11 protein-coding genes, 1 tRNA gene and 2 pseudogenes are annotated in these 13759 nt (G+C 68.9%); 8 read left to right on the forward strand and 6 right to left on the reverse strand.

Annotation, left to right across the window (positions count from 1 at the left end; all coding sequences use genetic code 11):
* Positions 1-130 precede the first annotated feature (130 nt).
* Positions 131-469 (forward strand): hypothetical protein, encoded by a 339-nt coding sequence (locus tag ACH5AF_RS35095; protein ID WP_398907583.1) that lies wholly within the window; start codon positions 131-133, stop codon positions 467-469.
* Positions 469-1632 (forward strand): DUF6745 domain-containing protein, encoded by a 1164-nt coding sequence (locus tag ACH5AF_RS35100; protein WP_398907584.1) that lies wholly within the window; start codon positions 469-471, stop codon positions 1630-1632. Before ACH5AF_RS35095 ends, ACH5AF_RS35100 begins: the two co-directional genes overlap by 1 nt.
* A 244-nt stretch (positions 1633-1876) precedes the next feature.
* Here ACH5AF_RS35100 and ACH5AF_RS35105 read toward each other — a convergent pair whose 3' ends face one another.
* A complete protein-coding gene (locus ACH5AF_RS35105; protein ID WP_398907586.1) occupies positions 1877-2182 on the reverse strand; it encodes a hypothetical protein in 306 nt (101 codons plus the stop codon).
* Between ACH5AF_RS35105 and ACH5AF_RS35110 the strand changes: the two genes are divergently transcribed.
* The 3 genes from ACH5AF_RS35110 (at position 2166) to ACH5AF_RS35120 (ending at position 4795) form a co-directional block, all read left to right on the forward strand.
* Positions 2166-3512 carry an IS3 family transposase gene (locus tag ACH5AF_RS35110; protein WP_398907588.1) on the forward strand — a complete coding sequence of 449 codons (1347 nt, stop codon included), beginning with the start codon at positions 2166-2168 and terminating at the stop codon, positions 3510-3512. The genes ACH5AF_RS35105 and ACH5AF_RS35110 overlap by 17 nt on opposite strands.
* A 609-nt stretch (positions 3513-4121) precedes the next feature.
* Positions 4122-4376: a type II toxin-antitoxin system VapB family antitoxin gene (locus ACH5AF_RS35115; protein ID WP_058850239.1), complete on the forward strand. Its 255-nt coding sequence runs from the start codon at positions 4122-4124 to the stop codon at positions 4374-4376.
* Positions 4376-4795 (forward strand): PIN domain nuclease, encoded by a 420-nt coding sequence (locus ACH5AF_RS35120; protein ID WP_398907590.1) that lies wholly within the window; start codon positions 4376-4378, stop codon positions 4793-4795. The genes ACH5AF_RS35115 and ACH5AF_RS35120 overlap by 1 nt, the downstream gene beginning before the upstream one ends.
* A gap of 42 nt (positions 4796-4837) precedes the next feature.
* On the opposite strand, the gene ACH5AF_RS35125 is transcribed toward ACH5AF_RS35120, so the two are convergent.
* Positions 4838-7123: a 2OG-Fe(II) oxygenase gene (locus tag ACH5AF_RS35125; protein WP_398907591.1), complete on the reverse strand. Its 2286-nt coding sequence runs from the start codon at positions 7121-7123 to the stop codon at positions 4838-4840.
* A 161-nt stretch (positions 7124-7284) separates the two neighbouring features.
* Between ACH5AF_RS35125 and ACH5AF_RS35130 the strand changes: the two genes are divergently transcribed.
* Positions 7285-8445 (forward strand): hypothetical protein, encoded by a 1161-nt coding sequence (locus ACH5AF_RS35130; RefSeq protein WP_398907593.1) that lies wholly within the window; start codon positions 7285-7287, stop codon positions 8443-8445.
* A 7-nt stretch (positions 8446-8452) separates the two neighbouring features.
* On the opposite strand, the gene ACH5AF_RS35135 is transcribed toward ACH5AF_RS35130, so the two are convergent.
* The 3 genes from ACH5AF_RS35135 to ACH5AF_RS35145 all read right to left on the reverse strand — a co-directional run bounded on the left by ACH5AF_RS35135 (position 8453) and on the right by ACH5AF_RS35145 (position 11600).
* On the reverse strand, positions 8453-9718 hold the full coding sequence (locus tag ACH5AF_RS35135) for a hypothetical protein (protein ID WP_398907594.1): 1266 nt from the start codon (positions 9716-9718) through the stop codon (positions 8453-8455).
* A 457-nt stretch (positions 9719-10175) separates the two neighbouring features.
* A tRNA-Ser gene (locus tag ACH5AF_RS35140) sits at positions 10176-10247 on the reverse strand.
* A 318-nt stretch (positions 10248-10565) separates the two neighbouring features.
* On the reverse strand, positions 10566-11600 hold the full coding sequence (locus ACH5AF_RS35145; RefSeq protein ID WP_398907596.1) for an IS110 family transposase: 1035 nt from the start codon (positions 11598-11600) through the stop codon (positions 10566-10568).
* A 395-nt stretch (positions 11601-11995) separates the two neighbouring features.
* Between ACH5AF_RS35145 and ACH5AF_RS35150 the strand changes: the two are divergent.
* A pseudogene (locus ACH5AF_RS35150) lies at positions 11996-12136 on the forward strand (IS110 family transposase); the annotation flags it as partial.
* 310 nt (positions 12137-12446) lie between these two features.
* A complete protein-coding gene (locus ACH5AF_RS35155) occupies positions 12447-13211 on the forward strand; it encodes an SDR family NAD(P)-dependent oxidoreductase (RefSeq protein WP_398907598.1) in 765 nt (254 codons plus the stop codon).
* A gap of 333 nt (positions 13212-13544) precedes the next feature.
* Here the strand turns inward: ACH5AF_RS35155 and ACH5AF_RS35160 are convergent.
* A pseudogene (locus ACH5AF_RS35160) lies at positions 13545-13679 on the reverse strand (KR domain-containing protein); the annotation flags it as partial.
* Positions 13680-13759 lie beyond the last annotated feature (80 nt).

Raw genomic sequence — 13759 nt, forward strand, 5'->3', positions numbered from 1 at the left:
GCGGTGGCGAGGGAGTCCAACTCTGTCTTCACACACTGACGTTGGGCTCCCTCACCTCATGCGCGCAGCCGATCCCTTGGAATCGATCATCTAGGTATTCAGAAAGTGACGGATACGTGGGGAGCCGGGTATGTCTGTTCAGTACCGGCAGGGCGACGTTCTTCTCCGGGCCGTACCCAGGCTCCCCGAGGACGCGGAGCCTGTGGCGCGTGAGGGCGGCCGAGTGGTGCTGGCTCACGGGGAGGCGACCGGGCACAGCCACGCGATCGCCGAGCCGCATGCTCACCTGTTCGCCTCGCGCGACGACGAGCTCAACGGGATCACAGACCGATACCTGGACATCGTCGGGTCGAGCGCCCTGCTGACCCACGAGGAGCACGATCCGCTCACCGTGCCCGCAGGACGGTACCTAGTACTGCGCCAGCGGGAGTTCACCGGGGACACTGCCACGCGGGACGTGACCGACTGATGCTCGGCAGTCCTCACCGCCCCCGTGAACGCGGAGCCTCCCTGCGGGCGACCCGCTACTTGACCGACGGCCAGTGGGCCGAGGTCGACCGGATCCGCGCGGAGTGGCAGGCGCACGAACAGACCACCGGCCCTGCCGACCGGGCCACCACCGAGGCGGCAATCAGCGGGCTGTACCGGATGACGTTCCGGTCCGCGCCGAAGTTCGTCTGGGTCGACTCACCGGCCGCGGCCGACGAACTGATCCGTACGGCCCTCGGCGACGAGCCCGGCCGGTCCCCCCTGGGCCCGCTCGGCCCCTGGCTGCCGACCGCCCCCAAGCGCCCGCTCAGGGTGCCGGTGACCCATCTGGAGGAGCAGCGGGTGGCGAGGTGGCTGTCCGGGTTGTCGCAGCCGGTGGCCCAGTCCCTGAGCGGCACCGGCCCGACCTACCCCAGGGGAATCCACAGCTTGCCGGTGCGCACCGATCACAGGGCGGCGCTGTACGAGATCCCGCGTCGGCTCGGCATGAAGTGCTACACGTCCCGATCGAGGCGGCGGCTGGACCTATGGCAGGGCGCGGTCCGTTCGTGCGGCTGGTGGTGGCCCTTCGAAGACGCGTGCGTGGTGTCGGAGCGGCCCTTGGAGGTGCACCTGGAACCGGGCCGCCGGGAGGGCACGTTCCGGCTGCACAACAGCGAGGGCCCCGCACTGCTCTACCCCGACGGCTCCGCCGTGCACGCCTGGCACGGTGTGCACGTCCCGAAGTACGTCATCACCGGCGAGCTGACGGCCGAGGACTGGCTGGATGAGAGCAACAGCGAAGTCCGCCGGGCCATCGCCGAGCGCATGGGCTACGACTGGCTGCTCGCCCACTGCGGGGCGAGGAAGTTCGCCAGCGACGACTACGGCTCCCTGTGGCGAATACCCGACCCGCGCGACCAGAACACCCTGGAGCAGGACTACGGCCCGCCGGTCGGTACCGGCCGGTGGTACTACCCGGACGGGAGCGAGCCCGAGGACGACATCGTGCTCGTCGTCGTGGAGAACTCGACTCCCGAGCCGGACGGGTCCTACCGGAGGTACGTACTGAGGGTCCCGCCCGACCAGAAGGTACCCCGCGACGCCATCGGATGGACCTTCGGCCTGCCTCCGGGCACGTATGCCCCGGACCTGATGACCTGAGGAACGGAAACTCGCCACGCCAGGCCGTCGCCCCCCGGCACAGCGGTTGGCGCGCGAGGCGTACGCCTGAGGTCTGTTCCAAGTGGGGACCCGTCCCGTACCCCAAGAGCGCCGGCGCACGAGGCAACAGTCACTCGATACAGAACCGCGCTGCTGCTCACGATGATCAAGTCGGCTGCGGCGAGGTCCGGCACCGGATCCGGACCGTGCGCTTCGCGGGCAGTGATCCGTTCGAGCTGACGGCTCACTGCTTCACCTTCGCCGTGGCGGCCAGGTGCTTGGTGATGAGCCGGTCGGCGTCGGACATCGCATCCGCCTTGTGAGAGGCGATCCACTCCCCGAAGCTGCCGTCCGGGCCCCATAGATACCAGCCGGTGTCGTGGTAGCCGTCCTTGGAGTTCTTCTTGCGGTAGCCCAGCTCCCACCAGCCTTCGCGCCAGCGCCACAGCCGCCGCCGCCGGCATCGTGAAGCTTCCCCTTGATCGTGGACACCTGGTGACTGGGACTTGAGGTTCCAGGGGAAGTAGCACCAGGTGGGAAGCAAGTACACGAAGCGGTACACCGAGGAGTTCAAGCGGGACGCTGTCGCGCTCGTCGACTCCTCGGGCAAGACGGTCACTGCGGTCGCGGGGGAGCTCGGCATCAGCTCCGAATCCTTGCGCGGCTGGTACCGCAAGGCCAAGACGGACCGGGGCGAGGGCACCCCCGGCGAGTTGACCAGTGCCGAGCGCGAGGAGCTCAAGCGGCTGCGCAAGGAGAACCGCGAACAGCAGCAGACGATCGAGATCCTGAAAAAAGGCGACCGCCTTCTTCGTGAAGGAGAACGACCGGTGAGCGAGTTGTACCGGTTCATCCATGCGGAGAAGGCGAACTACCCGATCGTTCTGCTGTGCCGGGTGCTGCATGTGGCCCGCTCCTCCTGCTACGCCTGGCGCGAGGGCGAGGCCGCCCCTCGCGCCCGGCAGTCCGCCGACGACGCGCTCGCGCAGGAGATCACGGTGCCGCACCTCGCTTCCCGCCGCACCTACGGCGTTCCGCGCATCCACGCCGAGCTGCGGCGTCCGGGGCGTGGGGTGAACCGCAAGCGCGTCGCCCGCGTGATGCGCGAGCGCGACATCCGCGGCGTCACCCGCCGCAAGCGGCGCTCGCTGACCCGGCCGGATATGAAGGCGAAGCCGACCCCGGACCTGATCGGCCGCGACTTCCACGCCGAGCGCCCCGGCACCGAGCTGGTCGGCGATATCACCTGCCTGCCCACCGCGGAGGGGTGGCTCTACCTCGCCTGCCGGCTGGACCCGGCCACCCGTGAGGTTGTCGGCTATGCCATGGCCGGCCACCACCGCGCCGAACTCGTCGTGGACGCCCTCGACATGGCTCAAGGACGCGGCGGACCGGCGCCCGGCTGCGTGGTCCACAGTGATCGCGGCAGCGAACACACCTCTGCCCAATTCCACGATCACGTAAGGGGGTTGGGGCTACGGCAAAGTTGCGGGCGCACCGGGTCATGCTTCGACAACGCCGCCGCGGAAAGTTTCTGGGCTCTCCTCGAAGAAGAGATCGGCACCCGCACCTGGCCCGACCGGGCCACCGCCGCGCCGAGGTCTTCAACTTCATCGAGACCTTCTACAACCGCCGCCGTCTGCGCAAACACAAGACCTTCGGCTACCTCACCCCGGCCGAGACCCGGCAGCGGCATCAGCACACCCTCTCGGCGACACTCGCCCTGCGAGCGGGCGTGGCCATGGTCGCCGTCCAGCGCAGGCTCGGGCACTCCTCGATCCGCGTCACGTCGGACATCTACACGACCGTCCTGGCAGAGGTCGAGCGCGAGGCCGCTGAGGCGACCGCCTCCGTCGTCCCCCGCTCCCGCAAGCGCGTGATCCCGCAGCCCGAGAAGGAGCCCGCGACGCAGGACGAACAGGACGGCGAGAGCACCAAGGAAGCCCCGGATGTTCCCACCGAGGACGCCGCCTGACGGCATGTTCCCAGGGCGTTCCCATCCGCTCACGCAGAAGGCCCCGCGATCTTCGCGGGGGCCTCTGTTCGAACCGTTTTCCCTGGTCAGGGGTGGAGCCGCCTTCGGGATTCGAACCCGAGACCTACGCATTACGAGACCATGAGCGATCGTGTTGCGTGGTGCCCCGTCGTTCTGCGTAGTGATGTTTTGCCTGATGAGGGCATGCGCAGCAGATTGACCCGTGCCACCCCGTGACGCACTGCCCAAAGGCGTCTGTCCACCGGCTGTCCACCGACGGGGTTGCTCGGCCGACCGCCCCTCACCGCCCCATCGCTTCTGACGAAATCCCCGGCAACGGCGGAGCCTGACACGAGGACCACTGTCCATCTTCCACAAGGATCGACCGCGCGGCACTTCCCCACGAGCGCCGCAGCCTCCACCCACGACGAGACCTCAAATCGAAACGATATCTGCGATAGTCGATGAATGGTATCGTTTCACTGGCGGAATCATCTCCGAAGGGATCATCCACATGGCCAGAACCGTCATCGACCTCGATGAAGACATGGTCACCGAGGCCATGCGCATCTTCGGGACCAAAACGAAGGCCAAAGCCGTCCGCCTCGCCATGGAGGACGCCGTCAAGAGGCACCTGCGGCAGGAGGGCTTCGACGCCATGGACGCTGGCGAGCTCGACTTCAGTGAGATCGTCGAGAACACCGGCCCCCGCAACGCCGACGGCTCCCTCAAGCACGACGGCGACCGCGACGGAGGCCGGGCCGCCTGATGCAGGACCACTACCTGATCGACAAGTCCGCCCTCGCTCGCTGGACGAAGCCGAGCGTCAAGGAGGTACTCAAGCCCCTGCACGAGCGTTACCTCCTCGCAGTGTGCCAGCCCACCGAGTACGAGATGATCCACTCTGCCCGAGACAGCTCAGAAGCAACGCGGATCAGCACGTGGCTCCACGCCTTCGACTACCTCCGCACCGACGACGACGTCTTCACCCGCGCTCTCGAGATCCAGCGCCATGCTCTCAACGCAGGCTTCCACCGCGCCCTGTCCCTCGCCGACCTGCTGATCGCGGCTACAGCAGAACTGCACCGGCGAACGGTCCTCCACTACGACGGCGACTTCGACATGATCGCCTCCCTGACGGGACAACCCGCCGAATGGGTCGTACCGCCCGGCAGCGCCGACCGTTGAGCAGGCCGCCCATCTACCAGGCCGAGTCGGCGGCCGGAAGCCTCAGTCAGGCGTCCATAGCGACATCAGCCATGCCAGGTCCGCCACGGCCTGACTGCGGACCGCCTGTTCACGGGTGAACAGCTCGTAGGTCTTCGTCAGCACCAGCGTGTACGGGCGCCCCTGCCGCCTGGTCTGGTGGCGCACCGGCAGCTCGGCCGAGTCGATCCTGGTGTGCACATGCCGTCGTCCCTCCTTCGCCAGCGGCCATTCGAAGACCCGCCGCGACCGGGAGCCGAGGAACGCGCCGAGGACACCGCACAGCTCGCAACCGCACCCGGCCCAGGCCACTGACCAGTCGTCAGCAGTGCGCCGTGGCCGCTCGCACACCGCGCGGAGCCGGTCCGCACAGTCCCGCGCGAGGGCGTCGAGCCCCGCCGCACCCCACTCCGCCGACGCGCTCGCCTCCGCGGCGCGGCGCAGCAGCGGCATCAGGCACTCGAGCACCGTGTCCCCGCATTCGCGCAGCTCCGCCACGATCCCGTCCCGCAGCTCTTCGTCGGCCGCCGCCAGGACGTGTCGCAGCGGCAGGGCCAGCTGCTGCAGCTGCGCACGGCGGGTCTCAGCCGGCCCGGTCGTGGTCCACCGTCGCAGGTCACTGTCCACCGCAGCCCAGACCCCGGCGGACAGCAGCCGTGCCACCGTCGGCGCCCGATAGGCACGCAGCGCCGCGCACAGCTCCTGCAACCGCTCGGTCCACTGGTACTGCTGCGGCTGGAGGCGGTGCTCCGCTGCGAACCAGGCATCGACGACCCGGCGCACCCACCCGGTTCCGTACCGCTCGGCCACCGCGGCCAGTCCGCCCGCGTGTTCCGGGCTGAGCGCGCCCACCTGGAACGGCTCCAGCAGCATCGCCGCGGTCTCAGCCGCACCCAGGCCCGCAGCCACCCGCAACGCGCAGTCCAGCAGCTCGGGTTGCGGGTGGGTGTGCTTCCAGAACGGTGCGAGGGAGTGGGCCTGGTCGCGCGCCCGGTCCAGGTCACCCCGCCCGATAGCGGAGCGCAGTACCTCCAGGGCCCACCGCGATCCGGCCTCGCCGCGTACCGCGAAGGTGCGCTCACGCGGCCACACGACCACCGCGGCCCGCCGGTACCACCGGTCCAGCGTGTTGCCGTAGTTGCCCACGTAACCCTCGTACTGCGAGTCGTAGGGCGTCAGGTCCGCGCTCGCGGTACTCGCGCACACCTCGTACTCGTGAACCCGCAACGAGATCGGCTCGCCACCGCTGCCGTCCGGACCGGTCCACCAGCCCAGGGTGATCTCGTCGTCGACCAGCTCCTGGAGGACGTAATCCCCGTCCTCGCCCGCATCGCCGTCCTCATCTTCGCCATCCTCGTCGTACCCGAAGTCTTCCCAGGGGTCGTCACCCTCGGGGTAGGCCTCCCAGGTCTCCTTCACCTCGGCCAGCGCTAGCACCGACTCGCACCCGGCCTGCCCGGCAGCGGCGCGCAGCAGAGCGGCACGCCCCGCGTCGGCGCCCTTGAGCCGCTCCCAGCTCAGACCCCGCTGGGTGTACTCGTGGTCGAGCAGGTACACGAGCCGGTTCGGCGGATCCAACTCACGGCTGCCATAGCGCGGCTTGGCGGGCGAGCCGAAGTGGCGACCCAGACTGTGTGCCAGCTCCGCCAGCGGTCCGGACGCCTCCGCCGAAGTCCCCGGCTCGGCGAGCAGGTTGAAGGTGAGCGTCACCCGGTACCCGGATCGGACCGGAGTCACCTCGTGCCGGCAGTCGGCATAGAAGGCGACGAGAGTCAGATCCGTCTTCGAGCCGCGGTAGGCGCACTCCTGCCCGGCGTGCTCGACGACCAGCTCTCCCCCCGTGTGCGCCGAAGGCAGGGAGAGCACCAGCGTGCCCACCATGGCGTCGTCCTTCTCCGAATCCTGGTGCGGAAGGAAGAACTGGCCCTTGCCGTACACCAGCATCGCGTGCGGCTCAGCCCGCAGCCTGGTCGCCGCCGGAAGCCCGAGAGCGTCCCGAAAATGCTCCAGCGCGCCACTCAACAGCGACGACCAGGAAGGACCGGCAAGAATGATCTGGTTCGGCGAGATCTGCCAGGTGTCACGCACACTGGTGTCGCTCAGCGTCTGTTCGCCCCGCCCGAACAGCGCCGGCCGTGCCACCGCAATCAGCCGCTTCACCTGGGGCGCCCGCAACGGAAGGCGCACCGGCCCGACCCCGGACACCTCAAGGCGCAGGCCGGCCACCGGCGCCTCCAGCCGGGCACTGAAAGCCCCCGCCGCCTTCGCCCCGCCGAGCAGCCCAGCCAGCCGTTCTCTCGGTGCCGCCACCACACGCCTGCCCTCCGGCCCCTGCGGGCCCGTCGTTCTCGGCCTGATCCTGCGAACCCGACGGCACCGCCAGGGCCGTAAGCGTGGATGGGCGCCGAACGAGGGATCCCGTCCAGGTCCCGTGAGATGAGCCGCAGCGCCTGTCGGTAGTCTGCACGGACGTGAGCGAGTACCAGTACTACGAGTTCCAGGCTATCGACCGGCCGTTGACGAAGGACGAGCTCGAAGGGGTGCGGGCGCTGTCGAGCCGGGCCCGGATCAGCACGACGCACTTCGTCAACGAGTACCACTACGGCAACTTCCGCGGCGATGAGCGCAAACTGATGGAGCAGGTGTACGACGCCCACCTGTACTTCGCCAACTGGGGCTCGCGGCGCCTGATGCTGCGCCTGCCCACCACACTGCTGCCCGCCCGCAGCACCGAACCGTACTGCGCGGAAAACGCCTTGACCTGCTGGACCAGGAAAGGGCACCTGCTGCTCGACTTCTCCTACGAGGCCGAGGACGGCGGCGAGTGGGACTTCGAGACCTCCTTCACCCTCGCCTCCTTCACCCCCCTGCGTACCGAACTCGCCGCAGGCGACCTGCGCCCCCTCTATCTGGCCTGGCTCTCCGCACTCACCCGCTGGGAGCTGCAGGAGGACGTCGACGAGGACGAGTACACCTCCACCGTCGAGCCACCCGTACCCGCCGGCCTTGCCCAACTCACCGGCCCACAGCAGGGCTTGGCCGACTTCCTTCACGTCGACCCGCACCTGCTCACCGCGGCTGCCCGCGCCAGCGATGCCGCCCCGTCCCAGGCGATCGACAAGGACGCGCTCACCGCCTGGATCCGCGCCCTGCCACCACGCGAGAAGGACACCCTGCTGCTGAACGCAGCCCTGGGCACCGCCCCGCAACCGGGCCCCACTCTGCTGGCCCGCCACCGCGCCGCGTCCCGCGGTACAGCCGGACCGTCCACCACTGCCCGGCGCCGCTCATCCGCAGAGCTCCTCGACGCCGCCCACGAGGTACGCAGCGAACACACCCGCCAGCAACAGCAAGCCCGCGCCCGGGCCCGCCGAGCCGAACAGCGGGCCCGCGAGAACCACCTGGACCGCCTGGCCGAGAACGCCGAACAAGCCTGGCAGGACATCGCCCACCTGATCGGGCAGAAGCAGCCCGGCCCCTACGACGCCGCCGTCACCCTCCTGAAAGAGGTCTACGACCGGGCGGGCACCCCCGAGGAGTTCACCCGACGCCTGCACGACCTGCGCGAACAGCACCGCGGCAAGCCCTCGCTGATGCGGCGCCTCACCGACGCCGGCCTGACGGCCCGCTGAGGCGCGCTCAGATGTGGTCGCGTGGGGCCTCTGCCAGGAGGCGGAGGACGGCGAGGGCGGCAGGGCGGCCGGTGGCGGACAGGGAGATCGGGACGTCGATGGACCGGTCCCGCTCGTCGAGGTAGCCGAGTTCGCGACCGGTGTGCCAGAACCTCCACAGCAGCCGCTCGGTGTCCTTCACCTCCATCGCGGTGCCGTCGCCGTGGGTGAAGCCCGCAGCAAGCAGCGGATGGATGGCATCGCGCAGGTCCTCGCGGAACCGGGGCTCCGCCCACAGCGCGCCCAGGGCACACTCGGCCACCTGCCGATCCGCTGCGGTGGTGCCGAGCCAGGCCAGCGCGGCCGTGTGCTGGCGCAGCTGGTGGTCCGTCAGCTGAGCACGGCCGGCTGCCGAGAGCTTGAGCGTACGAAGGCGCTTGGTCACCAGTCGGTGGGTGCGGGCGAGTTCGTGCAGGCCGGCCAGCTGGAACAGGTCCGCCTCGGAGCGCGGCCCCTTGCCGATCGGGTACCAGTGCGGGTAGCGGGCGAACGCGGCTGCCACCAGTTCCCGCGGCAGGTAGTCGGCCTGGGTCAGATTGACGCCGTCACCGATCTGCTCCAGCAGCCACCGCAGCGGCTCAGCCGTGTCCACGGGTGCCGCGGTCGGCTCCTCAAGGGCAGGCAGGACGGCGGCGAGCAGAGAGCGGCGCTCGGCCGGGGGCGCCGCGGCCCACAACTCGCGCCGTTCGCGGCGGACGGCCTCCAGCGGGGCGCGGCCCTCGAACACGGACTGCGCGGTGGTGAGCCAGTGCTGGACGAGCCGTCGGCGCGCGGCCGGAAACGTACGCGCGTCCGGGTCGAGTTCGCCCTCGTCCAGAGCCTGCTCCAGTCGACCTTCGAGGTGGGCACGGGCCAGCGCTTCCCGGAGGCCCATGACCTGCCCCCAGCTCAGCTCGGGTACGTCCGGCGGGGTCGTGGGCGAGGCAGCCACGGCCTTGCGGTAGGCCGCGAAGCCCGCCTCCTCGGAGCGCTGCCAGGCCGCCAGCACCTGGGCGGTGGTCCCGCTCGTGCACACCGCGGCAGCCCGAACGCGGCCGACTCCGGCCAGCAGGCCGGCCAGGACGGCAACAGCCCGCCGCTGCTCAGCGGTGTCCGCGTGCCACTTGCGGAGCAGCTCGTACCAGCAGAAGCGTTCGACCTCGGCCGCCGAGAGCGCGACGAGCCGGTAACCGTCGGGCACCAGCCAACCCAGCAGGCGCTGTGCCATCGCCTCGTCCGCCACCAACGCTGTCACCTCCGCCGCACTCCGGCCTGCCTGCCGATCCTCCCACGCAAGGGGGGTCCCGTCCGTGGGCGACGCTGCGGCGGGAACCTCACCGGTGACGTCACCCCTCGGTAGCCAGCGTTTCCCCCGCCTGTCGGAACAACACAAGCCCCACGCCGCCGACCACCATTCCCAAGGCACCCGAAACCCTCAGCTCCCCCAGGGGCGGCGAGGCGTTTCTGGCGATCCGTCACGCACGCTTGTCCACCGACTGTCCACCGGAGCGTTTGCCTGCAAAGGCAACCGAAGGGGCCAATGCACCAAAACCACTGGTCAGAGCCTTGTTACGGCTCACCGACAACCAGGAGCGAACCCGCGACCTACGCATTGCGATGCACAGGCCACAAGTTGCCCGACCTGTCCGAATTCCAAGGTCAACGAAACCAAGAAACCCCAGGTCAGAGGCCCGACCTGGGGTTCACCACGGAGCCGCCTTCGGGATTCGAACCCGAGACCTACGCATTACGAGTGCGACAGAGATCGTGCCGAACCGTGCGGCATGGTCGCATCAGATCCGGTTTCTGCAGATCAGAGCACCCATCACTGTCCCGCTGCTCGCAGACCGTGCTGCATCGTCCACAGGCGTCCGCGCGCCCCTTGCGCTCCCCGCCCCGTGGTAAAGCGACGGCCGACCTGGCCAGTTCCCTGGCGACACCTTGGTGGCACAGCTTGTCGAGTTCACACATGCAAGACGGTGGCTCACTTGCGGGCTCCTCGCTCACACCCCTCGTACCGAACGTCTCCAGGTCCACCGCCGCAGGCAGCGCGAGCAGCCCCGAGGGCTGCCGTTGGAGACGCTGATGAGTGCCTCTGTGTGTCAAGCGGCCGTAGTGAGAGCCTTGTGGCGGTCGCGTTTGAGGGTGCGGTAGACCACGTTCGAGAGGCGTCGTTTGAGGGCCCTCCGGGCCTCGGCCGGTGTCTTGCCCTCGGCGATCTTGCGCAGGTAGTACTCCTCTCCACGGCCGCCGTCGCGGATCTGGCAGACAGCGACAATGTGCAGGACCGAGTTGAGGGCTCGGTTTCCTCCGGTGTTGAGGCGGTGGCGGGTGTTCTTCCCGCTGGAGGCGTCCAGTGGGGCCGTACCGGTGTAGCTGGCGAAGTGGTGCTCGGTAGGGAAGCGCGCGACGTCGCCCACGTGCCCGAGCAGCTTGGCGGCGATCACGGTGCCCAGTCCGGGCAGTGCGGTCAGCGCGGTGCGGGCGGCCGCCAGGGCGTCACGCATCTGGGCCTCGTTGTCACGGACCTGGCGGTCGACGCGTCGAAGATCCGCGAGAAGATCCCGGGCGAGATCGCGACGGCAGGAGTCGGTGGCCGTGGCGGGACGGATGCCCTTCATGAGGGCTGCGGCTTTCTTGGCAGACAGGCGCGTGGGTGCCCCACCCGGCAGCAGGTCTCGCAGGACGGCGTGGAGCCGGTTGATGATCCGGGTGCGCTCGTTGACCAGGTCGTCGTGCCGTTCGGTCAGCAGCCGCAGGATCGTCGACTGGTCCTCCGGTTCGACCGTGCGCAAGTCCTGCCGGAAGAGTGCGACCTGAGCGACATGCAGGGCGTCGGCGGCGTCGGTCTTGCGGTCCCCGCCGGTGGCCAGCAGCCGGGCCCGGGCGGAGAGGGTGGACGGGACGTCCACCACCTTCTCGCCAGCCGCGGCCAGCTGCTGGGCGAGGCTGCGGCCCAGGCCGCGGGCGCCTTCGACGGCGAAGCGGCGCTCGGGCCACTTCTCGCACCAGCGCATGAGCTGCCGGACGGTCCCGGCGTTGACGACGAAGCGCCGCTGAGCCAGTTGATGCCCGGCGGCATCGACGGCGACGGCGGTGTGAGAGGACTTGTGGGGATCGATACCGATGGTGATCACGGGCACCCTGACCAGGTCTCAGCGGGATGGGACGGGTGCGGTGGGCACTCTGACTTGAAGTCTCAGCGTCCATTGGTCACGCCTCTGTCGAGCCACACCGCGCGGGTGCCGGCCAACGGCGGCAAACTCATCATGAGCCAGCCCGAGTTGGGGCGGCATGAGGTCACGCGAGCCCATGCTGACCGGCACCCTGGACGCTACGGCTGCAGACCGTGCGTCTGGGTCCGATTCAACAAGTCAGAGGTCCGACTACCGCCTGGCCAGCCGGGCGCATTGCCCGGCATCCCGCGGGCGGCAGGTCTGCATAACGTGGATGCGCGCGTGCGGCGCCATCGCCCTGACCGGCACCGCACGAGCCCTGTTCGGGGGAGGACGGGTTGTACGACATCGACGACATGGGCGTCTTCCTCGGTCCGGACGTCGGCAAGAGTGCCCATCACGGTCACGGGCTCACTCCGGCGGGCAAGAAGGTCTTCGACAAGCAGCTGCCCACCAGCGAGCCAAAGCTGCGGGCCGTGTTCGACAAGCTTGCGTCACCGAGACTTTGAAACAGCCCTGCCCACGTTACGGTGACCGAGCATCTACCGTGGATCACCCAGTCGGGAGTTCTTGGAGACGGGGTGGATCCTGAGTTGACGGCTCTGGCATCTGCGACAGCCGCAGCGGCGCTTTCCCTCGATCCATTCAGCCTCGCTGCCGCAGGGTGAACTGTCGGGCCCCGGCATTGAGCACGGTGGAATCCCTGATGATCCGTGTCACCGGCGGCCGTAATACACCTCGTCCGGGCCTGTCGCTTCGTCAGACCCGGAACACGGTCCGAATCGCATCTTCCAGAAGGGGAGCAGAGTGAATATTGCAGAGAGCGTGGTTCTGGTGACCGGAGGTGGCTCAGGGCTCGGACTGGCTGCCGTGAAGAGGTTCTTGGGGGCCGGTGCTCAAGTCGTCATCGCGGACCTACCCTCCTCACGGGGCGAGGACGTCGCGACGGAGCTCGGTGAACGTGTCGTTTTCAAGGCCACCGACGTGACGAGCGAAGCGCAAGTCTCTGCCGCGATGGACGCAGGGCGAGAGCTGGGAACATTAAGGGTCGCGGTGAATTGTGCCGGGGTGAGCAGCGCGGTGAAAACGGTCGGCAAAGGGGGGCCCTTCCCGCTTGCCGACTTCAACCAAGTCATTCAGGTCAACCTGGTGGGCACGTTCAATGTGCTTCGTTTGGCGGCTGAGTGTATGAGCGAAGCCGAGGAAGTCGACGGGGAGCGTGGCGTCATTATCAACACGGCGTCCATTGCCGCGTTCGACGGGCAGGTCGGGCAGACCGCCTACGCCGCTTCCAAGGGAGGCATCGTGGGGATGACCCTCCCCGCCGCGCGCGATCTGGCGCCGCTGAGGATTCGTGTCGTCACCATCGCTCCAGGGCTGTTCCGTACCCCGTTGCTCGCCGATGTTCCCGACAGGGCCCTCACGGCGCTGGGCAACCAGCTCGCCCACCCCGCGCGGTTCGGCCGCCCTGAGGAATACGCGGACCTGGCCCTGCACGTCGCGGAGAACGCGATGCTCAATGCAGAAACGATCCGCTTGGACGGAGCCGTCCGGTTGGGATCGTCCCGGTAGCAAGTGACGGAGAGGCACGGACCGGGCGGGGTGTGCCCGGACCGGCCCACTGTCAGCTCCTGCGGGGAAAGACGGGTCCAGTCCTGGCCGTCGGACTCCGTGTACTCGGAGTTGTCCGCATTGACCTCCAGCTCCACGGTGAGAGGGATCCGGCGCGGTCCGACGTCCGTCGCGACCACTCGGAAGACGGCGTAGTGCGCGGCGCCGAATCGCTCCGCGTACTCCCAGGACCGCAGGGCCTCGGTGGGGGAGATCTCCGCATGACCGAAGGCGGCCAGCTCGGCCGCTATGAACTCCGAGGAGGCCGACATGCCAAGGCCCTCGCCATGAGGACCAGCCGAAGCTCACCGTGTCGTCGTGCCCGGTCGCCCGCCGATGCCGTGCCAAGGCGTCCAGGAACGCGTTGGCCGATCCGTACGCGCCCTGGCGGCCGGCCGCAAGCTGGCCAGCCCCATTCCAAGGGGTCAGTGATCATAGGCGGTCAGTGAGCGCAGGATGGGCTGCCCGGTGTGGTCGTTGTGCCAGATCGCGGCGGTCAGCGCGAGGAT

Source organism: Streptomyces sp. NPDC018833, from assembly GCF_044390825.1.
Taxonomy (GTDB): domain Bacteria; phylum Actinomycetota; class Actinomycetes; order Streptomycetales; family Streptomycetaceae; genus Streptomyces.

What these genes read in the sequence shown, in the direction of transcription:
- ACH5AF_RS35120 (WP_398907590.1), top strand. Translation starts at nt 4,376, where the DNA reads ATGCAGGACCACTACCTGATCGACAAGTCCGCCCTCGCTCGCTGGACG.
- ACH5AF_RS35115 (WP_058850239.1), top strand. Translation starts at nt 4,122, where the DNA reads ATGGCCAGAACCGTCATCGACCTCGATGAAGACATGGTCACCGAGGCC.
- ACH5AF_RS35100 (WP_398907584.1), top strand. Translation starts at nt 469, where the DNA reads ATGCTCGGCAGTCCTCACCGCCCCCGTGAACGCGGAGCCTCCCTGCGG.
- ACH5AF_RS35095 (WP_398907583.1), top strand. Translation starts at nt 131, where the DNA reads ATGTCTGTTCAGTACCGGCAGGGCGACGTTCTTCTCCGGGCCGTACCC.